15 protein-coding genes are annotated in these 16,735 nt (G+C 54.8%); 8 read left to right on the forward strand and 7 right to left on the reverse strand.

The features are described 5' to 3' along the window. Positions 1–58 precede the first annotated feature (58 nt). The 7 genes from CKV99_RS12180 to CKV99_RS14390 all read left to right on the forward strand — a co-directional run bounded on the left by CKV99_RS12180 (position 59) and on the right by CKV99_RS14390 (position 7,105). Positions 59–1,075, forward strand: coding sequence for a heme/hemin ABC transporter substrate-binding protein (locus CKV99_RS12180; RefSeq protein ID WP_092260410.1), 1,017 nt, complete (start codon positions 59–61; stop codon positions 1,073–1,075). A gap of 24 nt (positions 1,076–1,099) precedes the next feature. Continuing rightward, positions 1,100–2,185, forward strand: a complete 1,086-nt coding sequence (locus tag CKV99_RS12185) for a FecCD family ABC transporter permease (RefSeq protein WP_197697192.1) — start codon at positions 1,100–1,102, stop codon at positions 2,183–2,185. Positions 2,186–2,197: 12 nt separating this feature from the next. Further along, positions 2,198–2,965 (forward strand): heme ABC transporter ATP-binding protein, encoded by a 768-nt coding sequence (locus CKV99_RS12190; RefSeq protein WP_197697193.1) that lies wholly within the window; start codon positions 2,198–2,200, stop codon positions 2,963–2,965. A 203-nt stretch (positions 2,966–3,168) separates the two neighbouring features. After that, the gene (locus tag CKV99_RS12195; protein ID WP_092260406.1) at positions 3,169–4,557 is read left to right on the forward strand and encodes a hypothetical protein; all 1,389 of its coding nucleotides are present in this window, start codon (positions 3,169–3,171) and stop codon (positions 4,555–4,557) included. 9 nt (positions 4,558–4,566) lie between these two features. Continuing rightward, entirely contained in the window at positions 4,567–5,415 is an 849-nt protein-coding gene (locus CKV99_RS14380) for a hypothetical protein (protein ID WP_157728464.1), read from the forward strand. Next, positions 5,412–6,260 (forward strand): hypothetical protein, encoded by an 849-nt coding sequence (locus CKV99_RS14385; protein WP_143063515.1) that lies wholly within the window; start codon positions 5,412–5,414, stop codon positions 6,258–6,260. Before CKV99_RS14380 ends, CKV99_RS14385 begins: the two co-directional genes overlap by 4 nt. Then, positions 6,257–7,105 (forward strand): hypothetical protein, encoded by an 849-nt coding sequence (locus CKV99_RS14390; RefSeq protein WP_157728466.1) that lies wholly within the window; start codon positions 6,257–6,259, stop codon positions 7,103–7,105. Before CKV99_RS14385 ends, CKV99_RS14390 begins: the two co-directional genes overlap by 4 nt. A gap of 45 nt (positions 7,106–7,150) precedes the next feature. Here the strand turns inward: CKV99_RS14390 and CKV99_RS12215 are convergent, their stop codons facing one another. Continuing rightward, on the reverse strand, positions 7,151–8,413 hold the full coding sequence (locus tag CKV99_RS12215) for a Glu/Leu/Phe/Val family dehydrogenase (RefSeq protein WP_092259572.1): 1,263 nt from the start codon (positions 8,411–8,413) through the stop codon (positions 7,151–7,153). Positions 8,414–8,628: 215 nt separating this feature from the next. Next, entirely contained in the window at positions 8,629–8,958 is a 330-nt protein-coding gene (locus CKV99_RS12220; RefSeq protein ID WP_092259570.1) for a peptide chain release factor-like protein, read from the reverse strand. 171 nt (positions 8,959–9,129) lie between these two features. On the opposite strand from CKV99_RS12220, the gene CKV99_RS12225 reads away from it, so the two are divergent. Continuing rightward, a complete protein-coding gene (locus CKV99_RS12225) occupies positions 9,130–10,086 on the forward strand; it encodes a Fic family protein (RefSeq protein WP_177178124.1) in 957 nt (318 codons plus the stop codon). An 86-nt stretch (positions 10,087–10,172) separates the two neighbouring features. Here CKV99_RS12225 and CKV99_RS12230 read toward each other — a convergent pair whose 3' ends face one another. From CKV99_RS12230 to CKV99_RS12250, 5 genes are read right to left on the reverse strand one after another with little or no spacing between them, the layout of a single operon-like run. After that, positions 10,173–10,985, reverse strand: a complete 813-nt coding sequence (locus CKV99_RS12230; RefSeq protein ID WP_092259568.1) for an ABC transporter ATP-binding protein — start codon at positions 10,983–10,985, stop codon at positions 10,173–10,175. Continuing rightward, positions 10,985–12,022 carry a FecCD family ABC transporter permease gene (locus CKV99_RS12235; RefSeq protein ID WP_092259566.1) on the reverse strand — a complete coding sequence of 346 codons (1,038 nt, stop codon included), beginning with the start codon at positions 12,020–12,022 and terminating at the stop codon, positions 10,985–10,987. Before CKV99_RS12235 ends, CKV99_RS12230 begins: the two co-directional genes overlap by 1 nt. Beyond that, complete coding sequence (locus CKV99_RS12240; RefSeq protein WP_231910068.1) at positions 12,019–13,071, reverse strand: FecCD family ABC transporter permease; 1,053 nt, start codon at positions 13,069–13,071, stop codon at positions 12,019–12,021. The genes CKV99_RS12235 and CKV99_RS12240 overlap by 4 nt, the downstream gene beginning before the upstream one ends. Position 13,072: 1 nt before the next feature. Further along, positions 13,073–14,209, reverse strand: a complete 1,137-nt coding sequence (locus CKV99_RS12245) for a hypothetical protein (protein WP_092259563.1) — start codon at positions 14,207–14,209, stop codon at positions 13,073–13,075. 28 nt (positions 14,210–14,237) lie between these two features. Then, positions 14,238–16,709, reverse strand: a complete 2,472-nt coding sequence (locus CKV99_RS12250; protein WP_092259561.1) for a hypothetical protein — start codon at positions 16,707–16,709, stop codon at positions 14,238–14,240. Positions 16,710–16,735 lie beyond the last annotated feature (26 nt).

Here is a 16,735-nt window from a genome sequence, read left to right on the forward strand (position 1 = left end):
AGCCTTAACAATACATTAGGTAAGCCTTACCTTATATCGTTGTTGAAAGGGACTTCTCGTGAACCACACTCGGCGCATCCTTGGCGCCAGCACTGCACTGGCACTTGCTCTCTCAATGGTTGCTTGCAGTAATGACACAGATTCATCAAACTCCTCGGACTCTTCCAGCGCCTCAAGCACCACGAGCGCCACGGATGGTTCGAGCACCGAGCAATCGTCGGAAAGCAACGCTGGCGGACATACTTTCACTGGCGATGACGGCAACGAGATTACCGTCGAAAGCACCGAACGCATCCTGGTCCTCGACGATGCCACCGTGGACATCCTCGATGCGCTCGAGATGAATGACTCGATCGCGTTCGCCCCTGAATCAACCATGGTCAAGGACAAGGTGTCAGCGGCGGAACTCTTCCCTGCGGGCAAAGGCGCGGTCACCGTCGAGGGCGTTATTGAGATGAACCCAAGCCTTGTAATCGGTACGAACATGCGCCGGCACGCGGACCTCATCAGCGGACTCCAAGACGCCGGAATTCCTGCAACGCTTATCGACGCATCCCAGCCTGCACCTGATATCATCACGAAAACTGCCACCGTTGTTGGTAAAGAAGAAGAGGGCACCGAGCTTGCAAAATCTGTAGAAGAGGACATTAAGCAAGCCGAAAAGAATGCTTCCGATATTTCAGAGAAGAAGCGCGTGATGGTCCTTTCTTCCCGTGGCGCCGGCGACACTGGCAACACTACTGCGGCTGGCCAGCAGACCCCTGCCCACCAAATCGTAGAGGCTGCCGGTGGCATCAATACTGGTGCGGAGTCAGGGCTGGACCGCTACCAAACTATTACTGGTGAAGGTCTCGCGGCCGCTGCACCTGACGTCATTGTTGTTTCTGATGATGAAATCGATGACCTCGGAGGCGAAGACGGAATCTGGGACCACGTTGATGGCCTTGCCGGCACCCCAGCTGCCGAAAACAAGGCATTGGTTGTCATGCCTCACGGACTGATTGCGCGCGCTAGCGTCAACACCGGCAAGGCCGCTCTTGAGCTCCAAGAAGCTCTGTACCCAGAGCTTTCCTAAACCCGCGAAGGACGTCCAATTCTTGTGAGCACCGCAACTTCCTCCCGCACATCCCGCACCAGCGCTCCCCCAGCCACGCGCACTGATGTCCGTCGCCCACCCGGCGCGATGGTTGCTACCGTCTGCGCCATGATCCTGCTTGTGGTTTTGTTCGCAGGGGTCATCCTTGGTCCCCTCTCGCTGAACCCTGGGCACACTGCACAGATTCTGTGGGCGCAGCTCACAGGAGGGGTGGCACCCGCTTCGACGGCAGAAGTTCACGTGGTGTGGGAACTGCGCTTACCCCGCGTATTGTTGGCGGCGATCGTTGGTGCATCCCTGGCAATTTCTGGAGCAGCACTACAGGGTCTTTTCGGTAATGAGCTTGCGGATCCAGGGATAGTTGGCGTGACCTCGGGGGCGTCGCTGGGTGCCATTATGGCCATTGTTTTTGGTATGACCGCCTTCGGGGCGTGGACGGTCCCGTTTATGAGTTTTGTTCTGGGTTTGGCCACGACCATGCTGATCTACGTTTTGGCGCGTCCTGGCGCTGGTGGCGGGACTGTTCAACTACTGCTGGTGGGCATTGCTATCTCTGCAATTGGTGGGGCCATAAATGGGTTTTTCACTTATATTGCTGATACCACCGAGTTGGAGTCGATTGTTTATTGGTCGATGGGCTCGCTAAACCGTGCTTCGTGGGAGTCGGTGGCTACCGCCCTGCCATTCTTCCTGGTAGGAATATTTTTCCTGATGCGGTTGGCCACACCCTTGGACGTTTTAGCTCTTGGTGAAAAGCAGGCCTTCCACGTGGGCTTAAATGTGAAAAGGACCCGTTTTCTGTTGGTTGCAGCAACTGCTATCACTGTCGCTGCTGCCGTGGCGATGGCTGGTTCCATCGGCTTTGTTGGTTTGGTTGTTCCGCATATGGTGCGCTTGTTGGTGGGGCCAGGGCACCGCTGGCTTCTGCCGATCTCTGCTTTGGGTGGTGCGATCATGATCGTGGCCGCTGATATTGGCGCGCGTACGTTGAATCCGCCTTCGGAGATTCCCATTGGCCTGTTCACCGGCATGATTGGTGGGCCGTTCTTCCTGTGGCTGCTCTACCGCCGTCGCACTAGCACTAAGTAGATGGGCAGGACCGTGAATAACCCCCTTTTGTCCGTGCGCGATATCAGCGTTGAGTTTGGGTCAAAGCTCGTGCTTGACGACGTCCATGTGGATCTTTACTCGCACCAGCTCACCGCACTGGTGGGGCCAAACGGTGCTGGTAAATCCACATTGTTTTCTGTGTTCAGCGGGGACATTTCTCCTAGTTCTGGTTCGGTGGACATCAATGGGCAGCCGTTGTCATCGCTTTCACCGAAAGAACTTGCGCAAATCCGGTCTGTCATGCCGCAGGAACATGTGATGCGTTTCAGCTTCTCGGTCGAAGAAATCGTCGGTCTGGCACGTCTTTCCCATTCCACCTCACCTGATGAAGATGAACAGATTATTACTCAGGCTCTGGCCACCGCAGATGTCTCACATCTACGCGAGCGCGACGTGCAAACGTTATCCGGTGGTGAGATGGCTCGCACCGCCTACGCCCGCACGTTGGCGCAGACCACGCAGGTTGTGCTTCTCGACGAGCCTACTGCCGCTCTTGACCTCAAACATCAGCAACGCGTGCTGCGCACCGCTCGTGACCTCACAAGCGAGGGTTGCTGTGTGGTCATTGTTGTCCACGATCTCAACCTCGCTGCCGCATACGCAGATCGGGTGATCATGCTCAATGATGGCAGCATTGTTGCCGACGGCACCCCCACTGAAGTATTACAGGCACCCCTCATTACCTCAATCTACGGGCAGAACGTTTTATGCCAAGAACACCCCACAAGGAATTGCCCGCTGATCGTGCCCATTGACTAAATAATTCAGGTTCTATGGCAGTAACGGTGACCGCGGGGGCACGTGCGGCATCGGAAATCTCGGCGATCTGCTGCTCACTTATCATTGCTGGGTTGAGAAAATAGAGGTCGTTTTACACCCACTCTGCGCAACCTGTAACTCCGTGTTAACATCAGTGAACAAACGGCTTAAGAGCTACACAACTAGTTCAATCGGGGGATTGTGTGATCACACAGCTAGCACCTTTTCATGACTTTGAACCGCGCTTTCAACTCGGGGGAAACACCAGCGAAGCAGACGATACTGCCAGCACGTGGATGGATGCCCACGACGAATGGACTGCCATTGCCGAAGATTTCGAGGACTTTGATACCTCCTGGTACAAAGGGGTAGCCGGGCAGGCTTTCGCCGGGCTAGTGAACACCAGCTACCCGGCCCGGTTGCGTTACGCGGCCGCTGCTCACGCCACGGTGAGTGACGCGCTGAGTGACTACGCCAATGACTTTGACTCAACCACGAACACTCTAAAAGCACTTGCCGGCGATGCCGCTGCCGCTCATTCGTCTACCAACCAATGGGCAGAGTGTGCAGAATCCGCCTGGACCAAGTGGGATAATGCGATGCGCCAGGGCAATACCAGCGCCGCTGCGGATCACCAAAAAGAGTATGAAGAAGCACTCAACTTTAACGCCGACTACAGCAAGGAATTTAACACTGCTCTTGATTCGGCTGACTCCATTGTTTCTGCCTTTAACACTCGGGTTGAGGGCTACGCCACAACCGTTACTGAAGCACCCAGAACCGCCACCGATACCAGCAGCTTCAGCTTGCCAGAAGACTACGACGGTGAATCTGGGCCCGCCCTGGAGGTTGATGCCCACCAGCTTAAGTCATCAGAGTCGTTTATGGACACGCAAGCTAAAGCGATCCTTGATACCGACGACTACCGGCCAGAACCCAGTGGCTGTGATCATGGAACAGGCCAACAGCTTAAGCGCGCTGTCGAAGACTTCATTGCTGACTGGGATGATGAAGCCTCTTTATTGGCCCAGAAGATCGTGTACACCGGTGATCTATGCCGCTACTGGGCAAAAGAATATATTCACGGCGATACCACCACGGCTGAATCGCTCAGCATGCTGCTCCTTACCTTGAATTTCACGTGGAGTGACTCCGCCATCAGCATCATCAACGGGATAGATGACCATGTTCAAGACCTAAATGACCTGTTCACCAGGCAAGCAAGTGCAGAATTAAAACTAGAGAATATTCCAGACAAACTAAGTGGCCTTGTAGGGCTAACCGCTCTTGACCTCGGGGGAACAGCAGTGACCTCCACCGTGGGGTTAGTGGCCGAAGTAGGAAAAGGAACCGACCCTGACATTGCAGTAAAAGCCGCCGCAGCAGAGGCAGGATTCTCACTTGTCGGCGGCGGAGTCGTAGCCAAAGGTATAAAAGCTTTTGCGCAAAGTAAAGGTCTGAAAAACGCTGGGTCTGAGATTGCCGGCGACACTCTCCCTCCTTTGATTCAAGCATGGTTCGCGCCGGGAGAAAAAGTGGCCGATCTCCACGAAGACCTCCGGTACGGTGACGGCCTAGAAGGATCGATGTAGGAAGTATCGATGAAGAACTCACTTCGGCAATGGTGTATTCATGGCCTCTTATCTTTAGCCTTCTTTTCTCTACTTCTCTTTTTTACGGTTGGTGGGCCGTTGAAGCTGATCAGGCGAGTAGAACCAGGATCCACCTACTACACGCTGTACGCAATAGTCGCCGTCCTCGGCAGCCTAGCATTTCTTAGATTCGTAATTCCTATAGTTGTTCCTCGCTGGCCACGATGGCTAGGACTACCCACTTCAAAAGCACATTTTGACGGCCACTACCTCACAGTAACAACCAAAGGAAGCACCACAACCCTAGCCACACTGCTCTACGCAGCATCCGCCATGATTACCGGAACGACAGAACTATGGGCAATCTTCCACGGCGACCAACCCGGAGAACGACGATCAGGGACCGTATTTTTTATAGGACTAGTTTTTGTGGGACTGAGCATTTACCTCCTCGCCCACGTTCACCATCGCAATATCGACTCATTCTCGCCCGAAAAATACAGCTTCAGCTATCCCGCCAAAAAATCAGAGCTGCACACGACAAGCACACCGCGCTACCAGAAAGGCTGGAGCGTGCTCAACGCGCCGTGGGTCCTCACCATCACTGCCGATTTCACCACAACCGGAAACCCCAAAAAACTCCCCACCATCCGTGAAAACAAGAACGGCGAAAGCACACACATCAACATCCCAATCCCCCTGACCTCGAACGTGTCACGCACACACATCGCCCGGTGGCTGACCACCGGCACAGTCAGCCCCCAACTCCACGCCCTCGGAATACCCTACGAACAACCACCATCGACCCAACCCACAACGACTACTCCCCCAACCCAGCAGGAAGGAGTCCAGCCATGAAAAAATCACTTCGGCAATGGTGTATACATGCTCTTTTCTGCTTGATCCTTTTATTTGGACTTTTCATAGTGACGATCGGCGGGCCAACTAAACTAATCGGCCGAGTAGAACCAGGGTCCACCTACTACACGCTTTACGCAATAGCGACCGTCCTCGGCAGCTTAGCATTTCTTAATTTCACGGTTCTCGTGTTCGCGCCACGTTGGCCACGTTGGTTAGGAGTACCCACCGCGTCGGCCTCCTTCGATGGGGCACGACTCAACATAACAAGCAAAGCAAATAGCGGTACTTATCTTCTCCTTTTTCAGGCTGCAAACATGATGATCACCGGAACAACTGAACTATGGGCGATATTCCACGGCGACCAACCCGGGGAACGACGATCAGGAACTATTTTTATTGCGGGCCTAGTCTTTCTGGGTGCCGCCATTTTCTCCTTCTTCCGCGTTCATCATCGTCATATCGAGTCATTTTCTGCTAAGAAGTACAGTTTCAGTTATCCAGCCAAAGACTCAGCGCTGCACACTACAAGCACACCAGACTACCAGCGCCGTTTAAACCCGTTCAACCTTCCGTGGGCACTCACCGTCACCGCCGACTTCACCACAACCGGCAACCCCAAAGAACTCCCCACCATCCGCGAAAACAAGAACGGCGAAAGCCAAAACTGTGATATCTATATTCCTTTGACCTCTAATGTGTCACGCACACACATTGCCCGGTGGCTAACCACCGGCACAGTCAGCCCCCAACTCCACGCCCTCGGAGTACCCTACGAACAACCACCATCGACCCAACCCACAACGACTACTCCCCCACCCCAGCAGGAAGGACTTCAGCCATGAAAAAATCACTTCGGCAATGGTGTATTCATGGCCTCTTGTCGTCATTCTCGATTTCCTTGCTGCTCATCTTTCACGTCGGCATGCCGTTGAAGCTGATCAGGCGAGTAGAACCAGGATCCACCTACTACACGCTGTACGCAATAGCCGCCGTCCTCGGCAGCCTAGCATTTCTTAGATTCGTAATTCCTATAGTTGTTCCTCGCTGGCCACAATGGCTAGGACTACCCACCTCAAAAGCACATTTTGACGGCCACTACCTCACAGTAACAACCAAAGGAAGCACCACAACCCTAGCCACACTGCTCTACGCAGCATCCGCCATGATTACCGGAACGACAGAACTATGGGCAATCTTCCACGGCGACCAACCCGGAGAACGACGATCAGGGACCGTATTTTTTATAGGACTAGTTTTTGTGGGACTGAGCATTTACCTCCTCGCCCACGTTCACCATCGCAATATCGACTCATTCTCGCCCGAAAAATACAGCTTCAGCTATCCCGCCAAAAAATCAGAGCTGCACACGACAAGCACACCGCGCTACCAGAAAGGCTGGAGCGTGCTCAACGCGCCGTGGGTCCTCACCATCACTGCCGATTTCACCACAACCGGAAACCCCAAAAAACTCCCCACCATCCACAAAACCAACAACGGCGAAAGCACACACATCAACATCCCAATCCCCCTGACCTCGAACGTGTCACGCACACACATCGCCCGGTGGCTGACCACCGGCACAGTCAGCCCCCAACTCCACGCCCTCGGAATACCCTACGAACAACCACCATCGACCCAACCCACAACGACTACTCCCCCAACCCAGCAAGAAGGAGTCCAGCCATGAAGAACCCGATCCGCCGCTAAAGCCCTTTCGGGAGTTAGTTCACCTTTATGGGAATAGGCCCCGCATGTGGTGCGCATCCAGGACGCGCTCCACGGCCATGGCCACTGCGGCCTGACGCATGGTGATGTCCTTCTCTTCAGCGAACGCCACCACGTCATTCCATACAGACATCATCGCTTCTTCCTGATGGGCCTGGACACGCTCCAGATCCCACCAGAAATTATCGCGGGACTGCACCCACTCGTAGTAAGAAACCAGCACACCACCAGAGTTGGCCAGGATGTCGGGAACGACCATGATTCCCTTGTTGTTAAGGATCTCGTCGCCACCAGCAGTGGTGGGGCCGTTCGCGGCTTCGATGACAACCTTGGCTTTGATCCGATCTGCATTGTCGGCGGTGATAACACCTTCAACAGCTGCTGGAACCACAGCGTCAACGTCGAGAAGCAATACTTCGTCCGGATCCATGGCCTCCGCGCCCGGGAAGTCAACGACCTTTCCGGTCTCATCGACATGCTTGGCTAGCGCCTGGGTGTCGATGCCATCCGCGTTATAAATCGCGCCATATACGTCAGAAATAGCAACGACTTTCATGCCCGCCTTGTCCATGAAGATCGCAGCGTCACGGCCAACCTTGCCAAAGCCCTGAACCGTGGCGGTTGCGCCCTCAATCTCAAGGCCCAGATGCTTAATGGCTTCACGGGTGGTGATAAACACGCCCAGAGAGGTTGCCTCAGCGCGGCCGACGGAACCACCAAGAGAAACCGGCTTACCAGTAACAATGCCCGGCGCGGTATAGCCCACAGCGGTGGAGTAAGTGTCCATGAACCACGCCATAGTCTGGGCGTCAGTACCAACGTCGGGTGCTGGAATGTCTACCTCAGGGCCGATAATCGGCAGGATCTCCGCCACATAACGGCGGGTGATGCGCTCGCGCTCAGCTTCCGAATACTTCGTGGGATCGAACGCCACGCCGCCCTTTGCGCCACCGTAAGGGAGGTTGAGCAGGGCACACTTCCAAGTCATGAGCATGGACAGTGCTCGTACTTCCTCCATGTCCACGTCCTCTGCGTAGCGGGTGCCGCCTTTACCTGGGCCACGGGTAAGATTGTGCTGCACACGGTAGCCGTGCAGAACTTCGCGGGTGCCATCATCACGACGGACAGGAATGGCTACCGACAGTTCGCGGCGTGGGGTGGCCAGCAGTTCGTAGTCATCGTCAGAGAAGCCCAGGATTTCCTGAGCCGCCCTGAGTTGCTTCTTGGCATCATCAAACGCGGTGCCGGTTACCGCAGTGTTCTCTGACATGGCAGTGTCCTCCTAATGCTTTCGCTCTACCTTATACTGATCTTTAATATTGATCTTTACCGAGTAGTTTATATCGTCGCCAGCAATTTAGTAATACTTTTTACAAAGAAGCTAATCCTTACCCCTCAAGACAAGAGGCCGACCCAGATTCCAGACTTCCTAGCCAACATCCCACTCAACATAACACTGTGGGAAGCTGTCTACCTCATAATTGTCTACCCACCGCTGTCGAGGCGCAGAGGCCGCCGCAACTTTTTAATCTCAGAACGCCGCCGTTTCGCCTCCAGGCGACGGCGCACCGATCCCCTGGTCAGTTTTGTCTTCTTTCTTGGCGGCGGGTCAGGTGCTAAGGCATCACGAAGCATACTGGCAAGCCGGTCCCGCGCCTCGTTCCGGTTGCGGAGTTGGGAGCGCTGAGTAGCAGCTTCCACCATGAGCACCGTAGTACCTAGGTTCTTGATGGCACGCAGCCTCTGCTTCTCGCTCAGGACTCTGCACTGTTCAAGATCGAGGCTGAGCTGCACCTTGCTGTCCGTCGTATTCACGCTCTGGCCACCCGGGCAATCTTTACACCCTTTCCACCACGCATGCTTTACACCTTAGATTCCGTCTCTGTGCGGCCGGTTAATCGTCGTAAAGCAAAATTTATCACCCTCAGTGAGGGTAAAGTGATGAGGGCAATCAGCATTTGAAAGTTAATGCGGAAAGGAGGATCAGTGCCTTATACGCCACCGTTCCAACGAAGCGCGCGCACCGACATGCTCAGCATGCACATCGCTGAACTCGTCGGAATGTTGCGGCCACATTCGGCGCTCAGCACCAATCCCTCCCTCCACCGTGATCTGCGTGTTCGTACCATCCACTCGTCGCTAGCTATCGAGGGAAACACTCTTTCGGAAGACGCGGTGACCGCAATCCTCGACGGAAAGCGAGTCCTCGGACCCGAAAGTGACATCCGGGAGGTCAAAAACGCGCGCAACGCCTACTCCCTGCTGCCAGAGCTCAACCCGCACAGCGTGAACGATCTCCTGCGCGCCCACTTGACGATGATGGACGGCCTAGCCGCCGGCGCCGGCAGATTTCGGGCCAACAACGTGGGCGTGTACCGGGAAGGACGGCTCATCCACACGGGTACACCAGCCCGCTACCTTCATACCGTCATTACGGACTTGTTCAGCTGGCTACAAAATACCACCGAACATTCGCTGCTCACTTCATGTATTTTCCACTATGAGTTCGAGTTCATCCACCCATTCAGCGATGGAAACGGGCGCATGGGTCGCATGTGGCAAATGTTGATTCTGGCACGCTGGAGGGACATGCTGCAATGGCTCCCCGTTGAATCCTTGATCGCACAGCGACGAGATGAATACTACGAGCGCTTCATCACCTCGAACAACGAGGGCTCCAGCACTCCATTCGTCGAATTCATGCTGGAGATCATCGCGGAGGCACTCCAGCCCTTTGCCAATCCACCAGACCCCGCAGCTGAACGCGCACGCCACACGCTGGCCTTCTTCCGCAGCGACCCCACCGCCACTGTTCGTGAACTTGCTGCCCATCTAGGATGCTCTGTGGCCACAGCCGAGCGCACCGTCAAGCAGCTACGCGAAGAGGGTGCACTGGTGCGGCGCGGAAGCGCACGTAAAGGCCGGTGGGAAGTGCTCTCTTAGCAGCTTCCCTAGCCTGAACATCCCCAACCTGGACGGCATTTCTTTGGGTCGTGCCACTACCAACCCATCCCCATTAAAAGCCGAGGCTACGCAGAAGGAGTGGTGGCAGCGGCACGGCGAAAGCGGCTTGTACGCGGAATCACTATGGGTTTTCCGGTCCGGGGATCTGCAATCACATCACACGCAATCTCGTAGACTTCCTCCAAAAGCTGCGCAGTAACAACATCTTTCACCGACCCCTGCGCAACAATCTCGCCTGCTTTCATCACAATCACATGCGTGGCATACCGGAAGGCAAGAGTTAACTCATGAAGGACAGCAACAACAGTAGACCCGGCTTCGTACAAGCCAGCCGCCAAATCGAGCACTTCAACCTGGTGCGTAATATCCAAAAAAGTGGTGGGCTCATCCAACAAAACGATCGGCGTTTGCTGCGCTAACACCATCGCCAACCACACTCGCTGACGCTGCCCCCCGGAAAGGGCGGCAACAGGTCGATCTTTCAACTGTGCGACATTAGCCCGCTCCATGGCCCACTCCAAGGCCTGCTGGTCTTGCGACGACCACTGTCGCATCATCGTGTGATACGGATAACGGCCGCGCGACACAAGATCTTCAACAACAATTCCATCGGGGGCGATCGGATTTTGTGGCAGCAAACTGATCTCTCGCGCCACCTGCTTCGAAGGATACGAGCGGATATCAGCGCCGTCGAGAAGCACCTCGCCTGTCGACGCGGTGGTCAACCTAGCCAGACTTTTCAACAAAGTGGATTTGCCACACGCATTAGGCCCAACAATGACAGTAAATTCACCATCGGGAATTTCTACGCCCAGGTGGGACAAAACCGTCTTATCGCCGTATCCAACACTGATATTTCTGGCTTCTAACCGTGGCATCAGGCCCAGTGTCCTTTCCATTCTCGATACAAAATCCACATCAGGTACACCCCTCCAACCACGCCGGTAATCACACCAACAGGCAACTGAGTAGGGGCGAAAAGACGCTGCGCAATCACATCACTCACCAAGACAACGACAGCCCCCATCAACGCTGCGACACCCACACCGGCAGTTGCGGTGCCAGAAATCTTGCGCGCCAATTGCGGGGCCGCCAAGGCAACAAAACCAATCGGGCCAGCAACAGCAACCGAAACCGCAGTGAAAGTCACCCCCAACGCCAACAAACGCCCCCGCTGGGCCTGCACATTCACCCCCAACCCGGAAGCAACATCATCACCGGTAGTCATAATGGTCAGATCACCCGAAGCAGCAAAAGTAAGGGGAAGTAAAAAAGCCAGCACCAAAGCCAGAAAACCAACCTGTGACCAACCAATGCCGTGCAGCGAACCAGCCAGCCACAGTTGTGCAGTCTGTGCTGCGGATAGTTCAGCCTTCACCAAAAGCAAAGTATTAAGCGCCTGCAGAATGAAAGACAGACCCATTCCGACGAGCACAAAATGGATCCCATTAATGCCGCTCGAACGCGAAAAACCAAAAACGATAGCACCGGTAAGCAACCCGCCCACAATCGCTGCCACACCTGTTGCAAACGGCCCCGTATTGAAAACAATAATCTGTACAACCGCGCCGGTAGCCGCCCCAACGCTAAACCCCGTAATATCCGGGCTGCCTAAAGGATTACGCGTCAGCGCCTGGAAAATCGCCCCAGCCACCCCCAGGCTCACTCCCACCAAAACAGCCCCCAAAACACGGGGCAGCCGAATATCGCGAACAAAGAAGTTAGCCAAGTGATCAGTTGCTTGCCCAACCACAGCAGAAAAAGTTTGTGCAAGGGTTAACGGGTAGTCCCCCAGCATCAAAGCAGTCAACCCCACAACCGTAATAGTCGCCACCACGGTTGCGCTAAAGATTAAGACTCTCCGCCGAATCCGGCCCTGATATAACCGTGTCTTTAAATACACGTAGGAAGTCATACCAACAACCTTCCCGTGCTGCGCTGGATGATCGCCACGAAAACAGGACCTCCAAGCAAAGCTGTCATAATGCCGGTCTGAATCTCCTGGGGCATCACCACAACACGCGCCAATACATCAGCAACCAGGAAAAACACCGGCCCAGCAAGCAAAGACAGAGGAAGCACCCACCGCACATCCGGACCAACCAAAGCCCGCACTAAATAAGGCACTCCCAAACCGACAAACATGATCGGCCCGACCGCAGCAGTCGCAGCCCCAGCCAACAACGTGATCGACAGCAGCACTGTGATCCGCAAAGCCTTCACATTAATACCCAGAGCCGCACCCGTTTCATCGCCAAGCGCTAAAGCATTTAAAGCAGGGGCAGACCACAACGCCAATATCAAGCCCGCGACAATAAACAGGATCACAGCCCCAATAATGCTCCAACTGCGAAACTCCAAAGAACCAGCGGACCAGAAACGGAACTCATTAAACACTTTCTGATCAGAAATGATCACCAACTGGACAAACGATGTCACCGCCATGGAAAAAGCAACACCAGCTAGCACTAAACGCGATGGAGATGTGTGCCGAGACGCTGCCCCACCAAGAATGAAAACCGCAGCCGAAGCAAGAGCAGCACCCGCCAAAGCAAACCATAAATAAAACCAAATAGACGTGTTGCCAATAACCGCCACCGCCGTCACCACAGCTAAAGAAGCACCAGCGTTGACACCGAGGATACCCGGATCCGCCAACGGATTACGGGTTAAGGCCTGCATTAACGCGCCTGCCACTGCGAGAGCTGCGCCAACAATAATAGCCAGAACAAGCCGTGGCAGGCGTTGATCCAACACCACCCGGCGTGCCTCAACCGTCCCCTCACCCTGTAGGGCTGCAATTACATCACGAAAAGGCAAAAGATTAGACCCAATGGCCAAAGAAAGAAGCGCCAACCCCACAAGTAAGGCAAGCAGGACCAGGATAGAACCGCTTCGCCGTGCAAACCACGATACCGCAGGGCGGGATCCTGCGGTGTCAGCCTTCAAGGTAGCTGTAGTCACTTCAGAACTCAGTTCCCTCCTCACCGCTGACGCTACTGCGACGCGGGCGGTTGACATACACATAGGCGATGACACCGGTCAGCCCCACCAGCAGGATGGAACCACCAACTGTCAAACCGACAATCGGGGCCCGAGGAGAAGAACCCGAGGCGGAACTGGCATAAGTATCAGAATTATCCGGATTAAATAGACCTAAACCGGCCGATGAGTCACCTCCACCGGTCCCGCCATAGTTTCCGTTGCCCCCACCCTGGGCGGCGAGAATATCACTAGACGTTTGCAGTTGATCGCCACCGCTATTCGACGAGGACGCACCACCGCCACCTGGAGAACCAGCACCGGATCCGGCAGAGCCTGACCCACCGGAATCACCGCCACCGCCAGCGGGTTGCCCCGCTTGATTAGATTGATTACTACCTGCGACCTGTTGGCGCCTCACAGTACGGCGGTTACCTGTTCCACCACCTGAGTCGGTAGAACCCGCATTATTGGCCGTATTGCTACCCGTGTTATTGCCGCCGCCACCGCCGATGACACCACCGCCAGTGTTGCTAGGATTCCCACCTGAATGGTCTGTTCCTGAAACAGTTCCAGGACTATTCTGCCCACCACCAGATCTCCGATTGCCACTAGGATTTTGTGCGGCACCACCACCATTGTGGGTTCCACCACCTGCGCCACCGCCAGAATTGGCTGCAGGCAAAACCTCAAAGTACTGAGACTGGTGGGTGTAACCTCGGGTCTCGCCAGCGTCGTTAAGCACCTCCGTGGCCAAAAACCGCAGCCAGTAGTTACCGCCTGGCTCAAGCCCACACGGAATATCAACAGAGTTCACTGCATAACCAGTGCTATCAGCTCGGGCTTGAGAAACCACACCTTGGCCCTGGACCGACATATCCCCTCCTGAGAGGGCACCGTCGTTGATTTTCACGTTGACGATCTCATTCGGGGCGAACCCCCACACTTCCCAGGTCATCGTCCCGCACGCCTCCACAGACGTAGGAGACAGCGCAGAACTTGTACCAGGGGTATTAGGTGACGCTCCGCCCGGGGGCAACGAATGCACTGGTGGGGCGAAGGCCACACCAGCCACGAGCGTGATGCCAATGGCTGCTAGCCTCCGTTTCATCTTTTTCACGTCATGTTACCTTTCTCCGTTCAATGGTTTAACGGCGATTACCAGCCGCTTTCCAGGCGTAGCTCCCCAACCCCATAGCACTGACAACAGCAAGAGCTACCAAAATAATCAGCCAATCACTCAACGTCATGAGCTTTCCTTCAATGCTTGTAGGCATTGACGCAATAAGAGTACTGCCCTCACCATTTTCCGGCACGGTCCCTACGGTGTCCCCACTGCTGAACGAAACACCAGTCCAACCGATCAGGTCACCGTTGGAGTCCAGGATTTCAAATTTGTGCTCGCCATCTCCCAGATTCGCAACATCAATAACTAGCTGGCCATTCTGATCAAGCTGTTGCCAGCCATAGTCCATCTGCTCCGGCGAATAACCATAAACATAGACCCAGTCACCTGGCTTCATCGTCTCCGAGGTCACCGTGAGGTAAAAGTCATCATCAAGAGTTCCTTGAATATCGCCGATATTGCCATCATCGAGTTCACCAGCATCCTTCACCGTGGAATCAGGAACAAAGTCTGGCTTTGGCTTCTTCGTTTGAGTGTTGCCGTTTCCACTTGCATGGGCGGGAGTCGCAGAGGCATTATTGCCACCGCCTGTAGCTTGTGAACCACCACGTGAAGCTGTAGACCGCTGTGCTGGCGAGGAGTTTCCAGTGGCCCCGCCACCGATAACTTCAGTGATCTCGATAATCTCTTCAACATTGCCACCACCATTTCGCCGATTGTTAGTTGCACCACCCTGATTGTTATGTGGCGTATTTGTTTGGTTGTTTTGGTTGTTTTGGTTGTTTGCGGTGGTACGACCGTTCTTGGCAGCTTCTGGACGTGTAGCTGCGACCTGCTTATCCAGATCTTTAATCGAGCGCTCAAGTGCCCCAATTTCAGTAGCTATGCCCTGAATTTGCTGGCTTCGTGACGGTGCTTGTCCTCCAGTGCCCTGTTTACCTTGTTTAGGCTTCTCGCCTTGACGGCGATTACCGCCGCCGCTAGTGTCACCGGTTTTGCCGCCATCGGAAACAGGAACGTTGCCGTGGCCGTCGTTAAGCACAACCGTGTCCCAACCATAAACCTGACCAAAGTACGGCTCACCAGTTGCGTCTTCACCATAGTTACCGTTTTGCACTAAGAGCTTAAGTTCCCCAGGCAGAAAAGTCTTGCCCTCTGTAGGCAAAGAAATAGTACCGTCCGCGTCGGCTTGGAACCACTCACCCTGCCATGGAATCCGGTAGTCCGAACCACGGTAGATCGACGCATATACCCAGTCACCTCGGCTCGCAGCCGGAATGGTCACTTCCACGGTAGGCCCCGTTACCCGGGCGGTCACCCCGCCCCCTGAAGGGCCCTGAAGAGACGTGGGCACAACCGGAAGCGGTGGCTGATTCGGCTTGTACTCGCCGTGGATGAAAGGCACGGCTTTTGTAAAGATCGGGTCACCGTCGTTAAGCGAACCTGTGAGGAACTGGACACTGTGTAACCCGTCGGAGAAGACAGGTGTAGAGCCTAAATCACCACTGTTGGTTCCATCTGGCAGTGGCACTTTTGCATCGAACGTGCCGGTCTCCGGGTCAGATGCGACGAAGTACCAAATCGTACGGTTTGAATGCAGGCTATCATCCAACCGTGAAATTGCGCCCCCATCAAGTTTCACCGAGACCACTACACCACCAGAGTGGGCGTTACAGAAACCTTCCCCACTAACGTGGAGGAATCCGTCTTCAGAAAACTCGGCAGCTGTCGCATTCGGCCGGGAGTTAGTAACACATTCCACCTGGGGCCGATCACTTGCCCACCGTGTGCCATTGACTACCAGCGGAGATGTGGTTAAGGTCCGCTGAATATCCCAACTGTGCAGGCCGGAAGCAAAGTTTAAAACGAAATGCTGCCCGGCCTCGAGATTGGAAGGCAAATCAATCGTGGCGGTGAAATCACCATTCTCATCCGCTTGGATAACTTGCCACAGTGACGGGTCTGGCACATTGGCTGTTGGATGGTTTTTAATGTCACCTCCACTCCGGGCGTAGTCATTGGCCAGGTACACAGTTTGGGATTCATCGCCTGGCAGTACAACTGGTGTGAGCGTTCGTGCCTTGACCACCACGGATGACCCTTGGTTTGCTGAACCTCCAGTCCACCCTGTTCCGGTCACGACGATATTGCCACCTGATTCAATATTCTCGTCATAGGTCAACGTGGCGATTTGGGGTTGCCCGTTTGCCCCCAACACTTCGTGACCGTGTGCGTCTTTCAGGGTGAACGTCACCGTTCGCTGAGAAGCATCACCTAGGAGATCGGCGGTGGTTTGGTGGAGATCCTCCGCCAGCTGAGCATCTTCCGCCAGCTGAGCATCTTCCGCCAGCTGGCTGTCTTCCTCCAGCAACGTTTCATCAGGTTGAATGTCTTCCTCAGCTTGGGCAACCGGAGTGTAGGCGGTGAGAATAAGAGGCAGAGCAAGGAGCGGTGTGAGAATGTGGCGGATGCGGTGACTTGTTTGGCGTTTCATGGTCTTTCGTAGAGCGTAGGGGTTAC

It is taken from the genome of Corynebacterium cystitidis (assembly GCF_900187295.1).
Taxonomy (GTDB): domain Bacteria; phylum Actinomycetota; class Actinomycetes; order Mycobacteriales; family Mycobacteriaceae; genus Corynebacterium; species Corynebacterium cystitidis.

Bases quoted from the DNA above. Each gene is read 5' to 3' on its own strand.
- CKV99_RS14380 (WP_157728464.1), top strand. From the start codon at position 4,567: ATGAAGAACTCACTTCGGCAATGGTGTATTCATGGCCTCTTATCTTTA.
- CKV99_RS14385 (WP_143063515.1), top strand. From the start codon at position 5,412: ATGAAAAAATCACTTCGGCAATGGTGTATACATGCTCTTTTCTGCTTG.
- CKV99_RS14390 (WP_157728466.1), top strand. From the start codon at position 6,257: ATGAAAAAATCACTTCGGCAATGGTGTATTCATGGCCTCTTGTCGTCA.
- CKV99_RS12215 (WP_092259572.1), bottom strand. From the start codon at position 8,413: ATGTCAGAGAACACTGCGGTAACCGGCACCGCGTTTGATGATGCCAAG.
- CKV99_RS12230 (WP_092259568.1), bottom strand. From the start codon at position 10,985: ATGCCACGGTTAGAAGCCAGAAATATCAGTGTTGGATACGGCGATAAG.
- CKV99_RS12235 (WP_092259566.1), bottom strand. From the start codon at position 12,022: ATGACTTCCTACGTGTATTTAAAGACACGGTTATATCAGGGCCGGATT.
- CKV99_RS12250 (WP_092259561.1), bottom strand. From the start codon at position 16,709: ATGAAACGCCAAACAAGTCACCGCATCCGCCACATTCTCACACCGCTC.